The sequence below is a fragment of the Janthinobacterium sp. CG_23.3 genome (assembly GCF_046115965.1).
GTDB lineage: Bacteria > Pseudomonadota > Gammaproteobacteria > Burkholderiales > Burkholderiaceae_D > Janthinobacterium.
The window spans coordinates 1-23,669 of the sequence record NZ_JBJXIB010000010.1; the positions used below are offsets into that span (position 1 = coordinate 1).

A 23,669-nucleotide genomic window follows, 5' to 3' on the forward strand; every position below is an offset into this window, starting at 1 on the left:
CCACATCCCCCCCTCCACCACACTACCCCCCCCCCTCCGCCCCTCCATCCCATCCCCCCCCACTCCCCTGCGCCCCCGGTCCCCCCCCCCCCGGCCGGCGCCGCCAACCCAGCCAACCCAGCCAAGGCGCCCGCCAACGCCAACGCTAACGCCGCCGACGCCGCAACCAGCGCTGCCAGGGCCGCGCCCGCGCCGCCGGCCGGGGCCGGCAACACCGTCCCGCCGCTGTTCGCGCAATTTCTCGGCTTGGCCGACACGCCGCACGAGGCCGGCGCGCAAGACGACGCCGACGCCGAGGCGGCGACCGACCCTGCCGCCGCCGACGCCGGCGCCGCCGCCGACACCCTGCTGGCGTCCATGATGCCGGCACCGCTGCCGTCGATGGCGCAGGCGGCGCCGATCCAACTCGGCGTTTATCTGGACAACCGCGGCGCCGCCGCGCCCGACGCCGCCAGCGACAACGGCGCCGACAGCGCCGCCGCGACGGCCACCGGCGCGCCGACCGCCACCGCCGCCGGCGCGCCCGAGCTGGCCGGCGCCAACCAGGCCAGCGTGGCGCTGACGCTGACAATGAATCCGACGCCGATCGCCTTCAACGCCCAGGCCGCCCAGGCCGCCCAACTGCCGGCGCGCGGCACCAGCGCCGCGCCCGCCGGCCCGGCCGTCGCCCCGGTCGCCGGCCACGCCAAGCCGGGCGCCGCCGCCCCGGCGCCAAACGCCGCGGCCGCCGCCGTCGCCGCTCCGGTGCGCCCGGCGTCGGTCTTGCCGCCGCCGTCCCAGCTGGCGAGCGCGGCGGCCAAGCCGGCCGACTACGCCGTCGTAGCCGCCGCCGCCAACGCGGCAGGCGCGGCGGCGGCGGCCGAACCCGAGCGCGCCGGCACCGGCGCGCCCGCGCCCGCCATAGCCGCCAGCGCCGCCAGCGCCGCCGTTGCCGGCGCCATCGCCGCGCCGGCCGCCGACAGCGTCAAGCTGGCCGGCCCGGCGCCGCAATGGCAGCAGACCCTGCGCGAGGCGCTGGGCGAGCGCCTGCAAGTACAGATCGGGCGCCACGCCGAACACGCGGTGATCCGCCTCGATCCGCCCAACCTGGGCCGCATCGACATTTCCATCGTCCACAGCGGCGGCGCGCTGCAGATCAACCTGAGCGCCAGCAACGCCGAAGTACTGCGCCAGTTGCAGCACGTCGGCGAAAGCATGCGCCAGGACCTGGCGCAGCGCAACACCGGCGACGTCGCCGTCAGCGTCAGCGCGACCCCGCGCGGCGCCGGCGCGCAAGGCCAGGGCCAGTCCGACGGCGACAGCCGCGGGCGCCAGCCCGGCCGCCAGCGGGACGAGGCCGAACCCGGCCGCGCCCTGTACGACTCCGGCGCGGCCGGCGCCACCTACGCCATGCATGAACGGGAGTAAACGGTAGATGAAAAAGAATCTAAAACTAATCGTCGGCTTCGTCCTGGTCGCCGTCATCGGCGCCGGTGCCGCCGGCGGCGCGCTGTGGTGGTTGTATTTGAAAAAGCCGGCCCATTCGGCGCCGTCGGCCCGCGCCGACGCGCATGCCGAAGAGGCCGAGCCGCAGCCGGCCACCGGCAAGCACGCGCGCAAATACCTGACGCTGGAAAAAGTGATCGTCATGCTGCGCCGCAACCCCGGCGACGTCGAGTCGCACTACCTGTCGGCCGACCTGGTCATCACCACCACCGTGGAACAGGAAAAGCAGGCCAAGGACCACTTGCCGCTGATGCGCAGCATCGCCGTCAAGGCGCTGGCAAGCTATCCGATGGAGAAGGCGCAGGCGATGACGGTGGAGCAGTTCGCCGAGCAGATCAATACCGCGTTCGATGCCAGTTATGCCAAGGAAAAGGCGGAAAAGCCGTTTTCCGAGGCCATGATTGGCAAGCTCATCATTGAATAAGCCATGACACGCGCGGGAGCACACATGGGCGACGATCTGGCGTATCTGGAGCCGGGCGCGGCGTACGGCGAGGACTACGGCGCGAACGCGGCCGCGCCGCTGCTCAGCCCGGCCCAGGAGCAGCGCCACCTGCTGGCCTACGCGCCGCTGGTCAAGCGCATCGTGCGCCAGCTGAACTCGCAGGTGAGCGGCGCCATCGACCGCGACGACATGGAGCAAATCGGTCTGATGGGCCTGCTTGAAGCGCTGCGCCGCTACGGCGAGCCGGACGCCGCCTTCGGCAGCTACGCCGGCCTGCGCGTGCGCGGCGCCATCCTCGACGAGCTGCGCCGCCAGGACTGGCGCCCGCGCGCGGTGCGCCAGGAAAGCCACAAGCTGCGCGACGGCGTGCGCGCCCTCACCCGCAAGCTCGGGCGCGAGCCGGCCGAGCAGGACATCATCGCCGGGCTGGGCATCACGGCCGAGGCCTACCGCGACTACCAGATGGCGCAGAACGCCGAGTCGATCGGCAGTTTCGACGAGGTGCTGCAGGAAACCGTCGGCCAGGGCGAGAGCGCGCCCAGCCCGGAGGACCAGTTGATGGTGCGGCGCAGCCTGGAACAGGCCCTGCGCGGACTCGACGAACGCGAACAGCGGGTGGTGCAAATGTATTACGAGTTCGAACTGAGCTACAAGGAAATCGCCGCCGTGCTCGACCTGACCGACGCCCGCGTCTGCCAGCTCAACAAGGGCGCGCTGGGCAAGATGAAGGCGGTCCTGCAGAGCGCTTGAGCGCGGCGCGACGGCACAACGAGACACATGCAACTAAAAGGCAAAACAAGATGGTGATTATCGGTATTTTAATTGTATTGGGCTGCGTCTTCGGCGGCTTCGCGCTGATGGGCGGCAGCGTCAGCGCCATCTGGCACCCGATCGAGCTGGTCATCATCCTCGGCGCCGGCGCCGGCGCGGTGGTGCTGGGCAACCCCAAGCACGTGCTGATGGAAATGCTCGGGCAGATCCGCAAGGTCGTCACGCACAAGAAACAGGGCTCGGAATTCCAGCGCCAGTTGCTGCTGCTGATGTACGAGCTGCTGCAGACGGCCGCCGGCGGCCTGAAGGCGCTCGACGCCCACGTCGAGGCGCCGCGCGAGAGTCCGCTGTTCCAGCGCTACCCGCTGGTGCTGGAAGAGTCGAAGCTGCTCGCCTTCATCGTCGACAACTTCCGCCTGATGGCGATGGGCAAGATCAACGCGCACGAGTTGGAAGGCGTGCTGGAACAGGAGCTCGAAGCCATCCACGAAGAGTTGCTGCAGCCGTCGAAGTCGCTGCACAAGATCGCCGAGGCCATGCCCGGCTTCGGCATCATGGCCGCCGTGCTGGGCATCGTCATGGCGATGAACTCGGTGGCCGGCGGCGCCGACGCCGGCGAAATCTCGACCAAGGTGGGCGCCGCGATGGTCGGCACCTTCATCGGTATTTTCTTTTGCTACGGCGTGCTCGACCCGCTGTGCAACATGATGAAGCAGCTCGTCAGCGAGGAAGGCTCGACCATGGAATGCGTCAAGGTGGTGCTGGTGACCCACGTCGCCGGCAAGCCGCCGCTGCTGGCCATCGATGCCGGGCGGCGCCTGGTGCAACTGAACATCAAGCCAAGCTTCGCCCAGCTCGAGAGCTGGATCAACGCCCTCGAGGGCGCCGACGCCGCCGACGAACCACCGCGCCGCACAGGAGACCGTCGTGCTAAAGCCGCATGACAAACATGAACAGGCGGTCATCAAGCGCGCCGGGCGCAAGCACGCGCACGAAGAGCACGGCGGCGCCTGGAAGGTAGCCTTCGCCGACTTTTGCCTGGCCCTGCTGTGCCTGTTCCTGGTGTTGTGGCTGATGGCCGCGCGCGAGCAGCAGGCGATGAAGGAAATCATGCTCGAATCGAAGGGCGGCAAGCAGAGCGACGGCGCCGGCGTGCTGCCCGAGCAGAAAGGCGGCCCGCGCGGCAGCCTGATCGAGCGCCACCCGATGCCGCGCAACGGCAGCGGCAACAGCAGCAACGACGGCAAGATGATGGGCGCCGGCCAGGGCTCGCCCGACGCCAAAACCCAGCAGAAAGTGAGCTACCAGTCGCCCGAGGACTTGACCAAACTGGCCAAGGAACTCTCCAAACTGAGCGCCGAAGCCGGTCTGACCAGCAATTTGCAGGCGGTGGTGACGCCGTACGGCCTGCGGGTGATGTTGCACGACACCGACCACCAGGGCATGTTCGTGCGCGGCAGCGCGATACCCACCGGCCGCTTCCGCCGCCTGCTGCGCGACATGGGGCCGCTGTTCGCCCAGATGGACAACCAGATGCTCATCGTCGGCCACACCGATTCGGTCCAATACGCCGTCACCGACAACGAATCGTTCTCCAACTGGACGCTGTCGAGCAACCGCGCCATGTCGGCGCGCGCCAACCTGCTGGCCGGCGGCATGAACAGCGACAGCGTGTTGCAAGTGGTCGGCATGGCCGACCGCGCGCCGGTCGACTCGAACAACGCCACCGCCGGCGTGAACCGGCGCATCGAGCTGCTGGTGCTGACCCGCGGCCAGGCCAACGGCGTGGCGGCGATGTTCGGCGTGCCGAAGTCGGGCGACGCGCTGGTCGGGGACGTCGACACGGTCGAAGCCGAATCGGCGGCGCTGAAAAAACTACGCCAGAAACTGGCCCCGGCGACGCGCAAGCCGCTCTCCGAGCAGGACCATTAACCCAGCAGAGCAGTCATGACCATTAACACTAAAGCACGAGGCCAGCGTATGAGAATCTCTTCCGGAAATGGCACGGCCGACACCGCGCCGCTGCAACGCGGCGCCGCCGTCGACGCCGCCGACGGCGCCGCCGAAGCGGCCGGCGCCGGCGCCGCCGCGGCCGCGCCGCTGCAATCGGCCGTGCTGCAACCGGCGCTGGAGTCGCTGCGCGCCATGCCCGAAATCGACCACGAACGCGTCGCCCAGCTGCGCGACGCGCTGGCCAAGGGCGAGCTGCCGTTCGACCCGGCCAAGCTGGCCGGCCTGATCCAGCGCTTCCACGGCGGCGAGTCGTGACGCCAGCCCCGGGCGAACGGCGCGACGCCATGACGCGCCTGCTGCGCGGGGTCGCCGACGACGTGCCCGCCTACCAGGCGCTGCTGCTATTGCTCGACGAACAATTCGACGCCGCGCTGCGCCACCAGAGCGCGCGCCTGGCGACGCTGGCCGAACACATCGGCGCCGCCGTCGACACCATCGAGGCGCGCCGCCGCGAACGGGTGGCGCTGGTCGCCACCCTGCTGGGGCCGGGCGGCACGCTGGCCGGCGCCGCCGAGCTGCTACGCGGCGCCACCCGCCAGGGACTGGAACGCAATTGGATCGAGCTCGAGCAGATGGTGCTAGAATGTAAGCGCCGCAACATCCGCACCAGCGCCCTGCTGAGCGAGCAATACAGCATCATGCAAAGGGTGCTCAACGGCGAGGAGGACCAAATCTATGCGCCACTCTGATACGCAGTCCACTATGTTTACCGCCGCCACCCGCCCCACCGCCGCCACCGCGCCGACGGCCGCGCCGGCGCGCGCCAGCCTGCCCGCCGGCGCGGCCGCCAACGCCGGCTTCGCCAGCGTATTCCAACAGGTGCGGCGCGACGTCGACAGCTTTATCAGCCAGGGCGGCCCGGCCGCCGCGCCGGCGCTCAGCCCCGAGGGCCGCGCCCTGCTCGGACGCAGCCTGCCCAGCGCCGCCATCGACGGCGTTGCCGCCGGCGGCCGCCCCGCTGGCGCCACCAGCTTGCTGCAACAACAATTCCTGGAATCGATCAAACCCTGGGCCGAAGAGGCCGGCCAGAAACTCGGCGTGGCGCCGGAGATCGTCGCCGCCCACGCCGCGCTGGAGTCGGGCTGGGGCCAGCGCCCGCTGCGCCAGAGCGCCGGCGCCGACACCAACAACCTGTTCGGCCTGAAAGCCGGCGGCCAGTGGCGCGGCGACGTGGCCGCCGCCACGACCACCGAATTCGAGGGCGGCGCGGCGTTGAAAAAGACCGAGCGCTTCCGCAGCTATCCGGACCAGGCCAGCGCCTTCCGCGACTACGCCCAGGTCTTGCTCGACAATCCACGCTACCGCGCCGCGCTCGGCGCCGGCGCCGACGCCGGCGCCTTCGCCCAGGGCCTGGCGCGCGGCGGCTACGCCACCGACCCGGCCTACGCCGACAAGCTGACGCGCCTGGCGCAGCGGCTGCAACAGGGCGCCGCGCCGGCGCTTCAGTCGGACGACTGAATGCGCCCCGGCAGATCGAGCGGTTCAACCGTCCCGGCTGCCACCACCCTGGCGCGTATCACCGCGCCGCTGTTGGCGTTGCGCACCCGCACCACCGCGTCCTGCGCGCCGCCGTCGAGCGCCTCGCCGGCCATGCTCACTTCAATCGCGCCGCGGCGCGCGACGATTTGCACCGCCTCGCCGCGCTTGACCAGCGCCGGCGCCGCCATCTGGCCGCTGCGCAGCAGCTCGCCGGCGCGCAGCGAGCGCCGGCTGGCCAGGCCGACGACCGCGGCCGGGTCGGCCACGCTGTCGGCCACCATCGACACGTCGCGCCGCTCCAGCGCCACCTCGTCGGCCGCCAGCGCCCGCCCGGCCGGCAGCGCGGCGGCGGCGACCGCCACGCGCGCCGTGACCTGCGCGCGCGCGACGAAGTCGTATTTCCAGCCGGCGGCCCCGGCGCACACGGCGGCGAAGCGCATCCTGTTGCTTTGCCGCACATCCAACGCCTCGATTGTGACCGTTTGGCCACACGCCGGCAGTACCCGGCCGGTGCGCGCCACCACCACCTCGAACTGCGGCTCGACCAGCCCGGCCGCCGCCGCCTGCTGCGCCAATTGCGTGCGCGCCGCTTTCTCAATGTGCGATATTATATTGTCGGCTGGCAATTCAACGCTTCCTGCACTACTATATAGGCTGGCCAGCGCGAGTAGCCAGGCCGGCGCTATCGGCCGGCGCCGCCCGATAGCGCCCGCAACGGGCCGCGCGCCGCGGCGGGAGTCGGCGAAATGGCTGGAATGGGTCATTGTTTTACCTTGAACAAAAGTTTTCACGCGGTATGCCGTTAAGATCCGTATGTGCGGCATTCTACAGCGCCCGCCGCGTTTATCAGCAAGCCGCGCCGCGCAATAACGGCGCCCAACGACAAAGGATGGCCATGAGTATTAATTTCACCGAAGCGCTGGGGGTGCACGCCGACGCGCTGCACCTGCGCGCCGAGCGCACGCGCGTGCTGGCGTCGAACATCGCCAACGAGAATACTCCCGGCTTCCAGGCCAAGGACATGGATTTCGGCGCCGTCATGCAGCAGATGCAGGACGGCGCCAACGGCGAACTGTCGCTCGACACCGACGCCGGGTCGCTGTACCGGGTGCCCTACCACCCCAGCCGCGACGGCAACACCGTCGAGATCGGCGTCGAGCAAGCGGCGTTTTCGCAAAACGCCTCCGATTTCCAGACCAGCCTGACCTTCACCAACATGAAGCTGCGCGGCCTGGCCAAAGCCATCGCCGGACAATAATTATGACCTTCAAAGACATTTCGCAAATCGCCGGCTCGGCCATGGCGGCGCAGACCGTGCGCCTGAATACCATCGCCAGCAACCTGGCCAACGCCGACTCGGTGGCCGGCTCCGAGGGCGAGGCCTACCGCGCCCGCAAGCCGGTCTTCGCCGCCGTCATGCAGCAGGGCCTTGGCGCCGCCGACGGCTCCTCGGCGCGGGTGCAGGTGCTCGACGTCGTCGAAAGCGACGAGCCGCTGCGCAAGGTCTACGAGCCCGGCCATCCAATGGCCAACGCCGACGGCATGGTGTTTTATCCAAACGTCAACCAGGTGGCCGAGATGACCGACATGATGTCGGCCTCGCGCGCCTTTGAAACCAATGTCGAAGTGCTGGGCCGTATCAAGGCCATGCAGCAGTCGCTGCTCAAACTAGGTGAAGGTTAAGCCATGCAAACGAATCTGTTCAATAACACCAGCGGCGCCAACACCGCCAACGCCAACAACGGCGTCACGCCGGCGATGGACCAGGCCAGCAAGACGTCCGACATGTTCACCAAGCTGCTGGTGGCGCAAATCCGCAACCAGGACCCGCTGGCGCCGAGCGACCCGAGCCAGTTCGTCAACCAGTTGTCGCAACTGAGCCAGACCGAGGCGCTGCAAAACCTGGCCAAGCTGACCACCGGCAACGCCGGCGTGCTGCAAAGCATGCAGGTGCTGGCGCTCGGCGCCCAGGTCGGTTCGGACGTGATGGTCAACACCGACAGCGTCAAGCTGGGCACCGACAAGGTCGCCGGCAGCTTCGCGCTGGACCAGGCCAGCAACAAGAACACCGTGGTGCTGACCGGCGCCGACGGCGCCGCCCACGAGGTGCAACTCGGTTCGCAGGGGGCCGGCGTCGTCAACTTCACGCTCGACCCGGCCGCGCTGCACCTGCCCGCCGGCACCTACAAGATTACGGTGCGCACCAGCGCGGCGACGCCGGCGCCGGTCGACATCGTCGGCAAACTCAACAGCGTGCGCCTGTCGGCCGGCGGCGCGATGGTGCTCAACGTCGCCAACGTCGGCGAAGTGGCACCGGCGGCGGTGACCGGTTTCAACGGCAAAAACACCTTGGCCTCGGCAAACTAACCCATTTCACTGAAGGGAATTCCACCATGAGTTTCGACATCGCTTTGTCCGGCATCCAGGCCATCAACGAACAACTGAACACCGTCTCGAACAACATCGCCAACGCCGGCACCTACGGCTTCAAGAGCAGCCGCGCCAACTTCTCGTCGATGTACGCCGGCAGCAAGGCCACCGGCACCGAAATCGGTTCGCTGACCCAGAACATCGGCCTGGGCGGCGGCGTGCTGAACACCGGCCGCGGCCTGGACGCCTCGATCAACGGACGCGGCTTTTTCGTCACCCGCGACAACCAGAACACCATGATGTACAGCCGCGTCGGCATCTTCAACGCCAGCGACGAGGGCTACCTGATCAACGCCTCCGGCAACAAGGTGCAGGGTTACGCGGCGGCCGTCGGCACCGGCGCGCTCGGCCCGATGGGCGACCTGAAGGTGCCGACCGGGCAAATCCCGGCGGTCGCCACCACCAAGCTCGGCTACGTCGCCAACATGTCGCTGGACTGGCCGGCGCCGGCCATGGCGACGTTCAACATGAACGAGCCGACCTCGTACAACATGTCCAAGCTGTCGGTGGTGTACGACTCGCTCGGCGCCAAGCACAACGTGACGCAATATTTCGTCAAGGGCCCGGCGACCAACCAGGTCACGGTGCACTACGGCATGGACGGCGCCGCGCCGACCCAGCAGACGACTTTGCAGTTCAACGCCAACGGCGTCTTGACGTCGCCGCCGGCGGTCAACGTCACCGTGCCCACCAGCAACGGCTCGGTCAGCCCGATCGCCGTCGCCCTCAACTACACCGGCACCACCCAGTACGCCGGCGAGGCGACCACGTCGTCGGTGATCGTCGACGGCTACGCGTCGGGCACCTACACCGGCGTCGAGCTCAGCGAGAACGGCTCGCTGCTGGCCGCCTACACCAACGGCCAGAAGCAAAACGTCGGCGCGCTGGCGCTGGGCACCTTCGCCAACGAGGGCGCGCTGAGCGCCGTCAACGACACCAGCTGGGTCGCCTCGACCACCTCCGGCACGCCGCTGTACGACCGCCCGGGCACCGGCATGACCGGCAAGCTGACGGTGGCCTCGCTGGAACAGTCGAACGTCGACATCACCTCCGAGCTGGTCGGCCTGATGACGTCGCAGCGCAACTACCAGGCCAACTCGAAGGTCATCTCGACCGAGAGCACGATGCTGCAGTCGCTGATGCAAGCCGTTTAACCTAGCCGGGGCCAAGCACGATGGACGCGCTGATTTATACCGCCATGAGCGGAGCCGACCGGGCTCTGCGGGCACAGCAGGTACACGCCAACAATCTGGCGAACATGGAAACCGGGGGCTTCCGCGCCAACCTGGAGGTCTCCAGCCAACAGCAGTTGTCCGGCTACGGCTACGACGACCGCCACATGACGCAGTTGCAGGCCAGCGCGATCGCCACCCGCTCCGGCGCCGTCAAGGAAACCGGGCGCGAACTCGACGTCGCCGTCACCGGCCCGGGCTACCTCACGGTGCAGTGGCAAAACGGCGAGGCCTACACCCGCGCCGGGGCGATGGACATCGACGCCGACGGCGCGCTGTCGATCAACGGCCACGCGGTACTCGGCGAGGGCGGACCGATCGTGCTGCCGCTGTACACCAGCATGGCCATCGGCGGCGACGGCACCATCTCGGTGCAGGTGCCGGGCGCGGCGCAGATGCAGACCGTCGACAAGCTCAAGCTGGTCAACGCCGAAGCCGGCACGCTGACCAAGAACGAGGCCGGCCTGATCGTCTCGCGCGGCGGCGAGCCGCTCGAGGCCGACCCGGCCGTCAAGGTGCGCGACCGCCACCTCGAGGGCAGCAACGTCTCGGCCGTCGAGGAAATGGTCGCGACGATGAGCCTGACCCGCAGTTTCGAGATCCAGATGAAGCTGTTCAAGGCCAGCGACTCGATGGCCGAGTCCGGCAACCGCCTGCTGGGCGCCTAAGCGCCCCGCCCTTTTTCACCGCACACTCTAGGAGCACCCCATGAATCCAGCAATGTGGATCAGCAAGACCGGCGTCCAGGCGCAAGACGCCAAGCTGCAGGCGATCGCCAACAACCTGGCCAACGTCAACACCGTCGGCTTCAAGCGCGACCGCGTGGTCTTCGAAGACCTGTTCTACCAGGTCGACCAGCAACCCGGCACCCAGCGCGCCGACAACACGCTGTCGCCGTCGGGCGTGCAGCTGGGCAACGGCACGCACATGGTCGGCACACAGAAGGTGTTTACCACCGGCAGCCTGCAAACCACCAGCCAGCCGCTCGACGTCGCCATCACCGGCAACGGCTTCCTGCAGGTGCGCCGGCCCAACGGCGAATCGGGCTATACCCGCGCCGGCCAGTTGTCGGTCGACGCCAACGGCATCCTGATCAACGCCCACGGCTTGCCGCTGGTGCCGCAGATCACCGTGCCCAACAACGCCACCGCCGTCACCATCGGCGACAACGGCATGGTCTCGGCGACCATTCCCGGCACCGCCGCCGGCGTCGAGCTGGGCCAGCTGACCTTGACCAGCTTTGTCAACCCGACCGGCCTGCTGGCGCTGGGCGAGAACCTGTTCCAGGAAACCGCCGCCAGCGGCACGCCGACCGAGGGCCGCCCCGGCGAGGGCGCGCTGGGCAAGCTGAAACAGGGCGCGCTGGAAGGCTCGAACGTCCAGGTGGTCGAGGAAATGGTCGACATGATCGCTGCCCAGCGCACCTACGAGATGAACACCAAGGTGCTGTCGGCGGCCGACAATATGCTGCAGTACCTGGCGCAAGTGGCACGCTGATGAAAGCCGCACTGAGCGCCGCGCTGGCGCTGGCCGCGGCCGCGGCGCTGGCCGGCTGCGCGGCGCTCGCGCCGGCGCCGGTGCGGCCCGGCCCCAGCCCGGACGACGAGGCGCCGCCGCTGGCGCGCAGCGCGCCGCGCGGCGGCGTCTCCGGCGGCGTCTTCAACGCCGACGCCGGCCTGTCGCTGACCTCGGACAGCCGCGCCTTCCGCGTCGGCGACCTGGTCACCGTGTCCCTGCAGGAAACCACCCAGTCGAGCAAGAAGGCGGGCACCACCTTCAACAAGGGTTCCACCGTCGGCGTCTCGCCGCTGGGCCTGCTCGGCAAGGTGTTGCCGAAGACCGGCATCGACCTGGCGGCCGACCGCGGCTTCGCCGGCGACGCCACCAGCACCCAGCAAAACGCGCTGAGCGGCGCGATCACCGTGGTGGTGCAGGAAGTGCTGCCGAACGGCCTGCTCAAGGTCAGCGGCGAAAAGGTGCTGACCTTGAACCAGGGCGAGGAATTCGTGCGCCTGCGCGGCTACCTGCGCGCCGCCGACATCGATTCCAACAACAACGTCTCGTCGCTGCGCATCGCCAACGCCCGCATCGCCTACTCGGGCCAGGGCACCTTGGCCGAATCGAACGCGCCGGGCTGGCTGATGCGCTTTTTCACCGGCCCGTGGATGCCGTTTTAGGCTGGGGCGGCGCCGCCGGCGCCGTTCCGCCGTTTTCAAGCTTAATTAGGTGAATGATATGAAAGTGCCCTACTCCGCCCTCGTCGCGTTGGCCCTGCTGGCCGGCCACTGCGCGCCGGCCCACGCCGCCCAGGCGCTGCGCGACCTGGTCAGCATCGAGGGGGTGCGCGACAACCCGCTGGTCGGCTACGGCCTGGTGGTCGGCCTGAACGGCAGCGGCGACACCACCCAGGTCAAGTTCTCCAGCCAGTCGGTGGTCAACATGCTCAAGCAATTCGGCGTCAAGCTGCCCGACGGCGCCGAGTCGAAGAGCAAGAACGTCGCCACCGTCATGGTCAGCGCGGTGTTCCCGCCCGGCTACCGGCGCGGCCAGGCGATCGACGTCACCGTCTCCTCGCTGGGCGATTCGAAGAGCCTGCGCGGCGGCACCCTGCTGCTGACGCCGCTGCGCGCGGCCGACAACGAAACCTACGCGCTGGCGCAGGGCAACCTGGTGGTCGGCGGCCTGGCCGCGGCCGGCAAGAGCGGCTCCAGCGTCACCGTCAACACCCCGACCACCGGGCGCATTCCGAACGGCGCCAGCATCGAGCGCGAAATCGCCACCGACTTCGCCACCAAGCCGAGCATCACGCTGAACCTGCGCCACCCGAATTTCCAGACCGCCACCAACATCGTCGACGTCGTCAACCGCCGCTTCGGCCAGGTCGCCACCACCAGCGACGCCACCAGCGTCGACGTCGTCGCGCCCGACAACCCGACCGCCCGCGTCGCCTTCATGGCCAAGCTGCAGGCGCTGGCGATCGACATCGGCGCCGACAGCCCGAAAGTGGTGTTCAATTCGCGCACCGGCACCGTGGTCATCGCCGACGGCCTGCGCGTGCGCGCCGCCGCGGTCACGCACGGCTCGCTCAAGGTGGTCATTTCGGAAAGTTCCAACGTCAGCCAGCCGGCCCCGTTCGGCCGCGGCCAGACCACCGTCACGCCGCAGTCGAAGGTCAGCGTCGACCAGGGATCGGGCCAGATGTTCCGCTGGCCGGCCGGCGCCAAGCTGCAAACCATCATCGACGTCGTCAACAGCCTGGGCGCCTCGCCCGACGATATCATGGCGATCCTGCAGGCGCTCGACCAGGCCGGCGCGATCGAGGGCGAGCTGGTGGTCATTTAAGGAGCAATGCGCATGAACCCTATCGACAACCGCGGCGCGGCCGCCACCGCCCCGCACGACGACGGCGCCGCCCCGGTGGCCGCCGCCGACCCGGGCTATATCGCCAAGGCCACCAAGGCGGCGCTGCAGTTCGAGGGCTTTTTCATCGCCCACATGCTGCACCAGATGCGCGCCGGCACGCGCGCCATGGCCGGCGAGGACAGCGTTTTCAAGGACCCGGTCAACAGCGACATGCTCGACCTGGCCGACACCCTGGTGGCCGACAAGATGGCCGGCCAGCGCGCCTTCGGCATCGCCGACGCGATTTTGCGGCAGTTGCTGCCGCCGGCGGCGCCGCCGGCCAAGCCCGCCGCCGCCGCCGCCGCGGAAAGTTTGCCGGCGCCGCTTAATCGCCCGGCGTAAACGGTCGCCTGTTACCTTTAACGGAAGTATGGGCCGTACCATGCCGCCAACGCGAAAAATCTTACTCCGAAAGAACATTGCAAAATGGGTATCCTGAATAACGCGCTCAGCGGCTCGCTGGCGGCCCAGGCCGCGGTCAACGCGGCCAGCCAGAACATCGCCAACCTGCAAACCCGCGGCTACACCCGCCAGGGCGTGCTGCTCGGCTCCCTGTCCGGCAACGGCGGCCGGCTCGCGCCGGGCAGCGGCGTCGAGGTGCAAAGCCTGCTGCGTTTCAGCGACGCCTACAAGAACCAACAAATGTGGCGCGCCGCCTCCGACCAGGGCGCGCGCTCGCAAACCCAGCCCTACCTGACGCAACTCGAACGCATCATGGGCGACAACGCCTCGAGCATCAGCAACGGCGTCGACAATTTCTTCCGCGCCCTCAACGCCGCCGGCGCCGACCCGACCTCGACGCCGCTGCGCCAGCAAGTGGTGACGGCCGCCGACGCCATGGCCCAGCATTTCAACAGCATCAACAACGTGATGAACAACCAGTTGCTGTCGGTGCACCAGCAGCGCAGCGCGATCCTGCCGCAGGCCAACACGGCGCTGGCCGGCATCGCCGAGCTGAACGCCAAGATCAGCGCCGCCGGCGCCAGCGGCGCCAACCCCTCGGCGCTGATCGACGCGCGCGACCTGGCCATCGACGGCCTGGCCACGCAAATGGCGCTGGAAGTGGTCGACCAGCCCGACGGCAGCCGCAACGTCTCCCTGCGCAGCGGCGAACCGCTGGTGATCGGCAACATCGCCGGCACCCTGGGCAGCGCGCTGGACGCCAGCGGCACCCAGATCATCAGCCTGCAGTTCACCAACGCCAATTTCAAGGTCGACAACGTCGGCATCGGCGGCCAGATGGGCGGCCTGGGCGCGTTCGAGCGCGACGTGCTGGCGCCGCTGCAACAATCGGTGCGCGATATCGCCAGCGCCGTCTCGGACAAGATCAACGCCCAGCTGGCGCTCGGCCAGACCATGGCCGGCGCGGCCGGCACGCCCTTGTTCGTCTTCGGCGTCAGCGGCGGCGCCGGCATCTTGAAGGTCAGCGCCGGCTTCGGCGCCGGCGACCTGGCGTTTTCCTCCGACGGCACGCCCGGCAACAACAACAACCTGCAATTGCTGATCGACATCAAGAACCAGGCCATCCCGGTGACCTCGATCGGCAACGTGCTGCTGAGCGACGCCGACACCCAGCTGGTCGGCAAGCTGGCCATCGACAGCCAGAAAAACAAGGCGCTGCTGTCGACCGCCGACACGGTGCGCAACCAGGCCGTGGCCGACTGGAACGCCACCAGCGGCGTCAACAAGGACGAGGAAGCGGTCAACCTGTTGGAATTCCAAAACATGTTCCAGGCGAATATGAAAGTTATTTCGGTAGCCAATGAAATGTTCGATGCCACTTTGGCGATGATGCGTTAAGGAGAAGACGATGCGAGTCGCCAGCAACCAATTCCAGTCCACGATCAACAGCGCGGTCCAGATGAACCAGGAGCGCATCACCGCGCTGACCCAGCAGGCGGCGTCGGGGCAGCGCATCCTGCTGCCGTCGGACGATCCGATCGGCAACGTGCAGATTTCGCGCCTGAAGCGCGAGCAATCCATCATCACGCAATACGAGAGTAACATCACCTCCGTCAAGACGCGCCTGCTCAAGAACGAAAACTACCTGTCGAGCATGGTCGCCGACCTCGGCCAGGCGCGCGACCTGCTGGTCACGGCGCCCGACACCAGCAACACCTCGGCCGACCTGAACGCCATGACCTCGTCGCTGACGGCGCTGCGCGACAGTATTTTCTTCACCGCCAACCTGAAGGACCAGGAGGGCCGCTACATGTTCTCCGGCACCGCCACCGACGTCGCGCCGCTGGCGCTGAGCGCCGGCGTGTATTCCTTCGCCGGCAACACGCAGCAGCAAACCGTGGTCGTCGGCAACGGCGTCAACCAGGTCGCCAACGTCGACGTCAGCGACGTCGAGGTGATCCTCAACAAGTTGAACAGCGTCATCAGCACCTTGCAGGCGCCGGGCGTCAACGTCAACGATCCGGCGGTGCGGCTGACGCTGGCGGCCGGGCTGGACGGCACCGACGACGCGATGGGCCTGCTCTCGGGCCGCATCGCCACGTTCGGCGGCGCGCAAAACATCCTCAGCACGCTGCTCGACAACCACGGCAACGTGTCGCTGTCGAACAAGATGGCGCTGACGGACCTGGAAAGCACCGATCTGGCCGAGACGATGACGGAGTTGAACGGCTACCAACTGGCGCTGCAGGCGACCTATAAGGCCTACGCCAAGGTCGGTAGCCTGTCCCTGTTCGACGTCATCTGAACATCATGCACATCGCGCAATCGAACCCCACCCCGGGCGTCGGCAGCGGCGCCAGCCGCGGCGTCGACGAGGCCGCGGTCAAGCTCAACGGCGCCAAGGCTGCGCCCAAGGCGGCCGCCGAGCCGGGCGCCGCGCCGCCCGCCCGGGCGGCGCCGCTGCGCCGCGGCCTGAGCAACTGGGACCACCAGTTGCAGGGCGAAATCTCCAGCGCCCAGCAGGCGCTCGACTTCCTCGAACAAAGCACCAGCCAGTTGCAGGCGCTGAAAAGCGAACTGGCCGCCAAGCTGGCGGCGCACCTGGGCCGCGACGGCCAGGTCGAGGCGCGCGTGCGCCAGTTCAACAACACCTGGCGCGCGCGCCAGAGCGCCTCCGGCGGCACCCTGAACAGCCAGCTCAACTACAGCAGCCCGGCGCCCGCCGTGCAAAACTTCAGCGTGCGCGGCCTGAACATGGCGGCGCTGCAAAACGGCCCGCGCGAAGTGCTGGCCTTTTCCATCGGCGGCGCCAGCCAGGCGCTGCGCTCGGTAAACATCGAACCGGGCATGAGCGAAGCCGAGATCGTGATGCGCTTCGACCAGGCGCTGGCGCCGTCGAACATCCGCGTGAGCGCCGGCAGCGAGGGCGCGCTGGTGTTCAGCACGCCCGAGGCGGCCTGGCCGGGCGTGCGCGACAGCCTGGCCGTGCGCGGCAGCGGGATCCGCTACCCGACCGGACAAATGAGCCGGGTCAAGGCCGACGAAGAGCCGCCGCTGATCGCGCCGGAAGGCTGGAGCACCGCCGACACCGAGGCGCTGCGCCAGACGCTGCACCAGGTGGTGCAGGCGCTGGCCCACATGCAGCAGGCGCGCGACTCGGTCAGCCTGGCGCTGTCGCTGGCCTCGTCGCGGGTGGAAACGGCGCAGCCGGTCGAGCTGGCCGGCATCGACCAGATGGCGCAAAACTTCACCAGCACCGCCAACGACCCGGGCTACGGCTCGCTACTGGCGATCACCTCGGCGCTGGTGGGCATCAGCCGCGAACGCGTGCTGTCCCTGCTCGGCCTGCGCTGACGCGGCCGGCGGCGTCAAGGCCGCGCCGCCCTGGCCATCGCCGCCACCTGTTCGGCCGGCAGCGCGGCGGCAAACACATAACCCTGCGCGTAGTCGCACCCCGCCGCCAGCAGTAAATCGCGCTGCTCCAGCGTCTCCACCCCTTCCGCCACCACTTCCAGCCCCAGCTTGTGGGCCATCGCGATGATCGCCTCGCACAGCGCCAGGTCGCTGGAGCCGGCCTTGAGCTGGCTGACCAGCGAGGGGTCGAGCTTCAGGCAGTCGATGTCGAACTTGCGCAGGCACGACAGTGAAAAATAGCCGCTGCCGAAGTCGTCCAGCGCCAGCTGCAAGCCCATCGCGCGGAACTGCCGCAGGCGCTCGACGACCTGGCGCGCCTCGTCGGCCAGCACGCCCTCGGTGATGTCGATGACGATCGCCCGCGGCGGCAGGCCCTGCTCGCCCAGGTAGTCGAGCCAGCCCTGGTAAAACGTGGCGTCGCAGCGAAATTCCAGCGGCGACTTGTTGACGCTGACCTGGAACGCCGGGTCCAGCTCGGTCTGCCAAATTTTGACCTGCCGCACCGCTTGGCGGAACACCCAGTCGCCGATCTCGACGGTCAGGCCGGCCGATTCGGCGAAGGGCAGGAATTCAGCCGGGCCGAGCAGGCCACGCAGCGGGTGGCGCCAGCGCAGCAGCGCCTCGGCGCGGCGGATGGCGCCGTCGCGCAGGCCGACGATGGGCTGGTAGTGGATCTCGAACTGCTGCGCCGCCAGCGCGGCGCGCAGGTCGAGCACGGTTTGCAGGCGCAGTTGCGCCGCCGCTTGCAGGTCGGCGGTGAAGTAGCTGTAGCGGTTGCGCCCGGCGTTCTTGGCCGCGTACATGGCCTGGTCGGCGTGGCGTATCAACTCCTCGATATCCGGCGCGTCGGTCGGATACAGCGCGATGCCGATGCTGGCCGACACCAGCGCCGACTCGCCGTTGAGCTCGAACGGCAGCGCCAGCCGGTTGACCATCTGCTGGGCCACCCGTTCCACGCCGGCGAGTTGCTCGAAGCCGGCCAGGATCACCGTAAACTCGTCGCCGCCCAGGCGCGCCACGGTGTCGGTGGCGCGCACGCACTCGACGATGCGGCGCGCGGCGCCGGCCAGCAACAGGTCGCCGCGGTCGTGGCCGAGGCGGTCGTTGACCTCCTTGAAATTGTCCAGGTCGATAAACAGCAGCGCCACGAAGCGGCCCTGGCGGCCGGCCTTCTTCACCTCGTTTTTCAAGCGGTCGAGGAACATGTGGCGGTTCGGCAGCGCCGTCAACTCGTCGAAATTGGCTTGCTGCCAGATGCGCGCCGACGACTCCTTGCGCTCGGTGATGTCGGTCACCAGCGCCAGCGCGCCCAGATAGGCGCCCTCGCCGTCGAAGATCGGGTTGGTCGCCAGCGTGGCCCACAGTTCGGCGCCGTCGCGGCGGATGAACTTGAATTCGTGGCGCTCGGCGATACCCTGCTGGCGCCGCGCGATATTGCGTTCGAGCATGGCGCGGCCCTCGTCGTCCATGAAGGCCACCAGCGGCTTGTCGAGCATGTCCTCGATACGGTAGCGCAGCATCTGCGCCATCTTCGGATTCACAAAGCTGGTGCGGGCCGAGGCGTCGATCTCCCAGATGCCCTCCTCGGCGCTGTGGACGATGCGCCGGAAGCGCTCCTCGCTGCGTTCGAGCGCGGCCAGCTTGCCCTCGGCCAGCTCGAGCACCACGCGGAAGGCCTGGCCGCTGCCGTCGGCGCTGGCCAGCAGCGTCACGGCGACGCCCTGGTCGTGGCGCCCGCGTTTGAGTTGCAGCTGTATGCGTTCGGGCTGGCTGCTGTTGAGGGCGAGATGCACGAAACTGTCGAAGTCGGGCAGGAAGGGCTCGCCGACGAAATGGCGGAAATGGTACTTGGCGGCGTGGTCGCGGGGCACGCCGAGCAGGTCGGCGCCGACCAGGTTGACCTGCAGGATCGCGGTGTCGAAGGCCAGCACGAAATAGCCGACCGGCGCCAGCAGATAGATGTCGTTGAAATAGGCTTGTTCGCGCTCGAAGCGCAGCCGCTCGGGGCTCAGCACGGCGTCGTCGAAGGCGTCCGGCGGCCCCCCGTACTCGGGCGTGCCGCCCATCGCGGCGATCACGGCGTGGTGCGGATGGAACGCCGGCGGCGCCTGCTGGTCTCTGTCCATATCGTTCCTCCGCGCACAAACCGATGGGATCGCAGCGCCGTCGACGCGCCCGCTGATGGCTATCATGACACTGTAAGCTGGAGCATGCAAGCAAGGAAACTCCGGGCAAACCGGAGCCGATTCTTATGCCGCGAGGCAATCATAAAGGATGGCGGGCGGCGGCGCCAGTGGTGCCGGGCTGACCCAGCGCAAAGATCGGGCGCCGCTCAGCGGCCAACGCCGATGGAACGGCGTTTCGCGCCGAACCGGTGGCCGACCACCAGCGTGGTGCTCGCCACCAGGCTGCTCAGGCCGAAGATCAGTTGGATCAGCTTATCGTCCGGCAAAATCCACAGCGACGTGCCGGGCGCCTCGGTGCGGGTGGCGGCGCTGATCAGCGGCGCCACCCACTCGGCGTCGGCGGTCACGTCGAGGACGACGGCGCCGTCGGCGCTGGTCTGCATGAAAATGTCGCCGCCCTCGGCCAGCGTGAAGCAGACGCCGTAGCCGCTCTCGTTCGGGCGTATGTTTTCCTGCAAGCTGCGGTTGTGTTCCTCGATCCACAGCTCGACGTCGTACGCCGACTCCAGGGGCTGCCACGGGCAGGGGCGAAAGCGTGGCCGCTCCGCCGTTGAATCGCTGTCGTTCTCTGTGACGCCTTGCATGATGATCCTGAATCTGGTTGCGATGGCCTGCTGCGGCCAGCCAAGACGATATTATCCCCTGTTCGCCGGCAACGTGGCGAAATAACCGCCGCGCGATGGAACGGCGCCGCGCCGCGCCGGTCAAATAGGAATATAAGGGAGCCAAGCGCCATGCGAAAAAAAGACATCCGCTATCGACCCGGCCACGCTGGATACGTGTCGGAATTCACCCGCTTTATCGACGACTTCATCGACGGGCATCCGGAAGTGCAACAGAGCCAACGGCACGGCTGGTACATCTACTGGGACCACAACATCGACTTGAGCGAGCTGGAGCGGCAAAAGCGCGACAACGTCCCGGCCAAGCCGTATTCCTACGACTAGCACGCCGCTGGCGCCACCGGTCGGCTTATCCACGCCGCGCAAGGGATTGCGGGCTAAGCTAAGCCGGCCTAGGAAAATTGCACTAAGGCGCAGAGCGGGGATGCGCCCCCTGGTTTTGGCCGCCTAGCCCTTCCACGTCCGCGCCAAGCCGGTGTCGGCGTGAATCCAGCCGCCCCTGGCACCGGCGCGGTAATAAAACCCGACCCCGCCCTTGCGGAAGCTTTTCACCAGCGAGCCCAACACTTCGGCGTTCAAATTCGGGATACGGATATCGGCGGCGCGCCCCGAGATGTGCAGCGACTGGCGCGCGGCCGGCACGCCGGCCTCGATCAGGCGCTTGTTCGAATTCGGCGTGCGGTAGCCGGACAGGATCTCCAGCGGATGCTCGATGCCGTAACGCGCCACGAAGGCCTGCGTGCCCCACAACGTTTCCAGCAATTTCGGATCGATGGGCGCGGTTTCCTTGCCGTTCACGTCGCGCAGCAAATGGCACAACTGTTGGTAGGCGGAGTCGATGACCTCGCCGTCTTTCCAGTACAGCAATTTGGCGTGTTCGTTGCTGGCCGGGCGCGTCACTTCCAGCACCCGCGGCCGCAACCAGAATTCCAGGTCCAAGGCCTGGGCGTCGAAAATATCCGGCGGCGGCTCCATCTCGGCGGCGCCGCCCTGGCTCGGCGCGACGGCGGAGCGGGCCGCGCCGGAGGCCGGCTTGGCGGCCGCGGCCAGCGCTTTCGGACGCCCGCTTGCCACCGGCGCCGGCGTTACCGTGCGGGCGGCGCAGCCGATCATCGGACTGGTGATAACGCCCAGGGCCGCCACGCCCATCCCCTGTTGAAGAAAATCTCTACGCGATGCCATATTCTACCCATTGAAACAAGGTGTTTACTATAGCGCATAGCAGGGGGAAACAAAAAGCCCGCAGGCAATCGCGCGGGCTGACGACGGCGTGCGCGGCCGCTCTTCAGGCCGGCGCCAGCAGTTCCAGCGCGCCGGGCCGCAGCAGCGGCGCCGGCGTATCCAGCAAATAACCCTGCGCCAGCACCGGCAAGCCGGCCGCCTCGCCGATCCGCAGCAGCGTCTCGAACTCCTTGCGCGACTCCAGCCGCTTGAAAACCACCTTGACGCGCGCCGCGTCACACACCTTCAGCAGGTCGACGACCGCGGCCTCGTCGGCGAGATCGCGGGAGTCGAGCTTGAAGGCGTCGGGACGCAGCCGCTCGAGCAGGGCGGCGGCCTCGCGCGGACCGCTGGCGTTGACGGCGAAACGGAAGCCGTTGCGGCGATAATTGTCGGCGACATAATTCAGCAACCAGCCCTGGTTCGGCGTCACCGCCGGCAACTGCAAGACGATACGGTCGATCGGCAAGCCCAGCGCGTCGAGGATGCGCTGGAAGGCGTAGCCGTGGTTGCTGCTGACGGCGCTCAACAGGCGATCGTGCACGTTCAGGTACAAGTCGGCCTGCTGGGCGTCTTGCTGGCGGAAGAAATTAATCGCGTGCAGCATCCGGCACAGGCGGTCGAGTTCGACCGACTCGTCGTCGCTGGCGGCGTGGTCCAGCAGCTTCCACAACGATAGCCCGGCGTCGGCCGCCGACACGCTGCGCGCCAGCCCCTCGAAGCCGATCACCGCGCCGGAGTCGAGTTGGCGCAGCGGCTGGAACGCGCTGGTCATCGTGCAATTGAAAAAACGCCCCTGCGCCCTGCCCTCGGCATCAAGGCGGACGCTGGTGGCCGGCTGGCTCGGATCGGACAGGCGGGCAAGATAGTGTTTCAAGACGGGGAACGGCATCACACTCCTTCGCATGGCGGCGCCCGGGATCACCGCCGGCGCCAAAGCATGCAGGATAGGCCGGCAAGCCACAAAGCAACACGAATCGTTTCAGCGTTGCTTATGCGCGCGGCGCATAAGGGCGCCCCGCATATGCATATAAAAAAACATTCCTTCACGCCGGCAGCGGCGCCGCTTACTCTCAAGCTTGGCACCAGTAAACTCGACACGGACAGGAACGCACATGTGCCAGCTACTCGCAATGAACAGCAGCAAACCGGCCGCACTGGGATTCTCCTTCGAGGGTTTCGCCGAACGCGGCGGCCGCACCGGCGAGCACAAGGACGGCTGGGGCATCGCCTTCCACTGCGGCGACGGCTGCCAGCTCTACACCGACGAGCTGGCGTCGATCGACTCGCCGCTGGCGGCGTCGATCAAGCAACACCCGGTCAAGGCCAGGAACATCGTCGCGCATATCCGCAAGGCCACCCAGGGCCGCGTCGCGCTGGAAAACACCCACCCGTTCACCCGCGACCTGTGGGGCGCGACCTGGTCGTTCGCCCACAACGGCGACCTCAAGGCCTGGCAGGCGCCGGCCGACGCCGAGTACCGCGCCGCCGGCGAAACCGACAGCGAGCGCGCCTTCTGCCACCTGCTGGCAAGCCTGCGCCAACGTTTCCCGTACGGCCGGCCGGCGCGCGCCGCCCTGTTCGCCGCCATTGACGCGCTGAGCGCGCCGATCGCCCAACACGGCACCTTCAACTTCCTGCTGTGCGACGGCGAAACCCTGTTCGCCCGCTGCTCGACCTCGCTGCACTATGTCGAGCGCGCCTATCCGTTCGCCCGGGCGACGCTGATCGACTGCGACCTGAGCATCGACTTCCGCCGCCACAACCACTTGGACGACCGCATCGCCGTCATCGCCACCGAACCGCTGACCTCGAACGAGCAATGGACCGCGTTCGCGCCGGGCGAGTTGAAAATGTTCAGCGGGGGAAAAGTGCTGGCGCCGGGGGCGGACGGCGCCGCGGCGCGCACGCCGCAATGGCGCATTTGCTGATGCGCGGCCGGAACCGGCCGCCCGCCTAGCCAATCAGACGTTATTGCAATTACAAAAACGCTTGCGTTTCGCGTCGACGCCGGCCGCGCCGGCGTCGAGTTGCTTCCAGAAAAATATCGTTTCCACGCCATAGGACGACTTGACGCTGCCGCCGGCGCTATACCCTTGGCCCGCGTAAAAGGACTCGGCGGTGGCGGTGCTGTGCAACTGCAGCGCCTTGATGCCCCACTCCCTGGCCTGCGCTTCTGTGCGCGCGAGCAAGGCCCGGCCGACGCCCTGGCGCCGCGCCTCGGGCAACAAATAGCACAGCGCCAACTTGCCGGCGCGCGTCAACAGGGCCACGCCGACGACCGCGCCGGACTCGACCGCGACGAGCGAAAAATTGGTTGGCGACGCGAACCAGCCGGCCACCATCTGCGGCGTTTTGTTGCCCAGCCAAGCCTCGAGGATGGCCGGATCGTCCTGATGATCCAGGCGGCAGCATTCGGTAATCGAGCGGCGCAAGACACCGCACGCCTCGAACGCGTCAGTCGACGTTGCAATACGAATTTCAAGACTCATGTGCACTCACAAAATAATACCAATAGCGAAATCAAGCCGACATGGACTCCCAAACTGCCCCTCAATACGCACTT

28 protein-coding genes are annotated in these 23,669 nt (G+C 67.9%); 22 read left to right on the plus strand and 6 right to left on the minus strand.

Annotated elements, in window-relative coordinates; genetic code table 11:
- The 8 genes from ACFDR9_RS04740 to ACFDR9_RS04775 form a co-directional block, all read left to right on the plus strand.
- Positions 1-1,407: flagellar hook-length control protein FliK (locus ACFDR9_RS04740; protein WP_409030250.1), on the plus strand; the 1,407-nt coding region annotated here is incomplete at its 5' end.
- A 7-nt stretch (positions 1,408-1,414) separates the two neighbouring features.
- A complete protein-coding gene (locus ACFDR9_RS04745) occupies positions 1,415-1,909 on the plus strand; it encodes a flagellar basal body-associated FliL family protein (protein WP_017875055.1) in 495 nt (164 codons plus the stop codon).
- A gap of 24 nt (positions 1,910-1,933) precedes the next feature.
- Positions 1,934-2,680, plus strand: a complete 747-nt coding sequence (locus ACFDR9_RS04750; protein ID WP_017875054.1) for a FliA/WhiG family RNA polymerase sigma factor — start codon at positions 1,934-1,936, stop codon at positions 2,678-2,680.
- A 50-nt stretch (positions 2,681-2,730) separates the two neighbouring features.
- On the plus strand, positions 2,731-3,645 hold the full coding sequence (gene motA, locus ACFDR9_RS04755; RefSeq protein ID WP_035787527.1) for a flagellar motor stator protein MotA: 915 nt from the start codon (positions 2,731-2,733) through the stop codon (positions 3,643-3,645).
- Positions 3,629-4,633 (plus strand): flagellar motor protein MotB, encoded by a 1,005-nt coding sequence (locus tag ACFDR9_RS04760; protein ID WP_017875052.1) that lies wholly within the window; start codon positions 3,629-3,631, stop codon positions 4,631-4,633. The genes motA and ACFDR9_RS04760 overlap by 17 nt, the downstream gene beginning before the upstream one ends.
- Before the next feature lie 48 nt (positions 4,634-4,681).
- Complete coding sequence (gene flgM, locus ACFDR9_RS04765) at positions 4,682-4,969, plus strand: flagellar biosynthesis anti-sigma factor FlgM (protein WP_017875051.1); 288 nt, start codon at positions 4,682-4,684, stop codon at positions 4,967-4,969.
- Positions 4,966-5,403, plus strand: a complete 438-nt coding sequence (flgN, locus tag ACFDR9_RS04770; RefSeq protein ID WP_017875050.1) for a flagellar export chaperone FlgN — start codon at positions 4,966-4,968, stop codon at positions 5,401-5,403. The genes flgM and flgN overlap by 4 nt, the downstream gene beginning before the upstream one ends.
- Positions 5,390-6,172, plus strand: coding sequence for a glycoside hydrolase family 73 protein (locus tag ACFDR9_RS04775; RefSeq protein ID WP_051068210.1), 783 nt, complete (start codon positions 5,390-5,392; stop codon positions 6,170-6,172). The genes flgN and ACFDR9_RS04775 overlap by 14 nt, the downstream gene beginning before the upstream one ends.
- On the opposite strand, the gene flgA is transcribed toward ACFDR9_RS04775, so the two are convergent.
- A complete protein-coding gene (flgA, locus tag ACFDR9_RS04780) occupies positions 6,157-6,819 on the minus strand; it encodes a flagellar basal body P-ring formation chaperone FlgA (RefSeq protein WP_232429646.1) in 663 nt (220 codons plus the stop codon). The two genes, ACFDR9_RS04775 and flgA, sit on opposite strands and share 16 nt — an antisense overlap.
- A gap of 269 nt (positions 6,820-7,088) precedes the next feature.
- On the opposite strand from flgA, the gene flgB reads away from it, so the two are divergent.
- From flgB to ACFDR9_RS04840, 12 genes are all read left to right on the plus strand, one after another.
- Entirely contained in the window at positions 7,089-7,451 is a 363-nt protein-coding gene (gene flgB, locus ACFDR9_RS04785; protein WP_026132476.1) for a flagellar basal body rod protein FlgB, read from the plus strand.
- A gap of 2 nt (positions 7,452-7,453) precedes the next feature.
- Complete coding sequence (gene flgC / locus ACFDR9_RS04790; RefSeq protein ID WP_017875046.1) at positions 7,454-7,876, plus strand: flagellar basal body rod protein FlgC; 423 nt, start codon at positions 7,454-7,456, stop codon at positions 7,874-7,876.
- A gap of 3 nt (positions 7,877-7,879) precedes the next feature.
- The gene (locus tag ACFDR9_RS04795) at positions 7,880-8,560 is read left to right on the plus strand and encodes a flagellar hook capping FlgD N-terminal domain-containing protein (protein ID WP_017875045.1); all 681 of its coding nucleotides are present in this window, start codon (positions 7,880-7,882) and stop codon (positions 8,558-8,560) included.
- A gap of 26 nt (positions 8,561-8,586) precedes the next feature.
- Complete coding sequence (locus ACFDR9_RS04800) at positions 8,587-9,777, plus strand: flagellar hook-basal body complex protein (protein WP_017875044.1); 1,191 nt, start codon at positions 8,587-8,589, stop codon at positions 9,775-9,777.
- 20 nt (positions 9,778-9,797) lie between these two features.
- Complete coding sequence (locus ACFDR9_RS04805) at positions 9,798-10,523, plus strand: flagellar basal body rod protein FlgF (protein ID WP_017875043.1); 726 nt, start codon at positions 9,798-9,800, stop codon at positions 10,521-10,523.
- Positions 10,524-10,563: 40 nt separating this feature from the next.
- Positions 10,564-11,352 carry a flagellar basal-body rod protein FlgG gene (gene flgG, locus ACFDR9_RS04810; protein WP_026132475.1) on the plus strand — a complete coding sequence of 263 codons (789 nt, stop codon included), beginning with the start codon at positions 10,564-10,566 and terminating at the stop codon, positions 11,350-11,352.
- On the plus strand, positions 11,352-12,032 hold the full coding sequence (gene flgH / locus ACFDR9_RS04815) for a flagellar basal body L-ring protein FlgH (protein WP_017875041.1): 681 nt from the start codon (positions 11,352-11,354) through the stop codon (positions 12,030-12,032). Before flgG ends, flgH begins: the two co-directional genes overlap by 1 nt.
- A gap of 58 nt (positions 12,033-12,090) precedes the next feature.
- Entirely contained in the window at positions 12,091-13,197 is a 1,107-nt protein-coding gene (locus ACFDR9_RS04820; RefSeq protein WP_017875040.1) for a flagellar basal body P-ring protein FlgI, read from the plus strand.
- A 12-nt stretch (positions 13,198-13,209) separates the two neighbouring features.
- On the plus strand, positions 13,210-13,599 hold the full coding sequence (locus ACFDR9_RS04825) for a rod-binding protein (protein ID WP_232429645.1): 390 nt from the start codon (positions 13,210-13,212) through the stop codon (positions 13,597-13,599).
- 84 nt (positions 13,600-13,683) lie between these two features.
- Positions 13,684-15,057 carry a flagellar hook-associated protein FlgK gene (gene flgK, locus ACFDR9_RS04830; protein WP_017875038.1) on the plus strand — a complete coding sequence of 458 codons (1,374 nt, stop codon included), beginning with the start codon at positions 13,684-13,686 and terminating at the stop codon, positions 15,055-15,057.
- Positions 15,058-15,067: 10 nt separating this feature from the next.
- Complete coding sequence (flgL, locus tag ACFDR9_RS04835) at positions 15,068-15,964, plus strand: flagellar hook-associated protein FlgL (protein WP_017875037.1); 897 nt, start codon at positions 15,068-15,070, stop codon at positions 15,962-15,964.
- A 5-nt stretch (positions 15,965-15,969) separates the two neighbouring features.
- Positions 15,970-17,013 (plus strand): hypothetical protein, encoded by a 1,044-nt coding sequence (locus tag ACFDR9_RS04840; RefSeq protein WP_017875036.1) that lies wholly within the window; start codon positions 15,970-15,972, stop codon positions 17,011-17,013.
- A 14-nt stretch (positions 17,014-17,027) separates the two neighbouring features.
- Here the strand turns inward: ACFDR9_RS04840 and ACFDR9_RS04845 are convergent, their stop codons facing one another.
- Positions 17,028-19,199 carry a bifunctional diguanylate cyclase/phosphodiesterase gene (locus ACFDR9_RS04845; protein WP_017875035.1) on the minus strand — a complete coding sequence of 724 codons (2,172 nt, stop codon included), beginning with the start codon at positions 19,197-19,199 and terminating at the stop codon, positions 17,028-17,030.
- A gap of 206 nt (positions 19,200-19,405) precedes the next feature.
- Positions 19,406-19,843 carry a hypothetical protein gene (locus ACFDR9_RS04850; RefSeq protein ID WP_017875034.1) on the minus strand — a complete coding sequence of 146 codons (438 nt, stop codon included), beginning with the start codon at positions 19,841-19,843 and terminating at the stop codon, positions 19,406-19,408.
- Positions 19,844-19,993: 150 nt separating this feature from the next.
- Here ACFDR9_RS04850 and ACFDR9_RS04855 point away from each other — a divergent pair, with 150 nt between their 5' ends.
- Positions 19,994-20,206, plus strand: coding sequence for a DUF3460 family protein (locus ACFDR9_RS04855; RefSeq protein ID WP_035787526.1), 213 nt, complete (start codon positions 19,994-19,996; stop codon positions 20,204-20,206).
- 123 nt (positions 20,207-20,329) lie between these two features.
- Here ACFDR9_RS04855 and ACFDR9_RS04860 read toward each other — a convergent pair whose 3' ends face one another.
- Complete coding sequence (locus ACFDR9_RS04860) at positions 20,330-21,064, minus strand: DUF882 domain-containing protein (RefSeq protein WP_026132473.1); 735 nt, start codon at positions 21,062-21,064, stop codon at positions 20,330-20,332.
- A 103-nt stretch (positions 21,065-21,167) separates the two neighbouring features.
- Complete coding sequence (locus ACFDR9_RS04865; RefSeq protein ID WP_051068208.1) at positions 21,168-21,995, minus strand: EAL domain-containing protein; 828 nt, start codon at positions 21,993-21,995, stop codon at positions 21,168-21,170.
- Between the two features lie 223 nt (positions 21,996-22,218).
- Between ACFDR9_RS04865 and ACFDR9_RS04870 the strand changes: the two genes are divergently transcribed.
- Positions 22,219-23,034, plus strand: coding sequence for a class II glutamine amidotransferase (locus tag ACFDR9_RS04870; RefSeq protein WP_081611743.1), 816 nt, complete (start codon positions 22,219-22,221; stop codon positions 23,032-23,034).
- A gap of 33 nt (positions 23,035-23,067) precedes the next feature.
- Here the strand turns inward: ACFDR9_RS04870 and ACFDR9_RS04875 are convergent, their stop codons facing one another.
- Positions 23,068-23,595, minus strand: a complete 528-nt coding sequence (locus ACFDR9_RS04875) for a GNAT family N-acetyltransferase (protein ID WP_026132472.1) — start codon at positions 23,593-23,595, stop codon at positions 23,068-23,070.
- Positions 23,596-23,669: the final 74 nt, after the last annotated feature.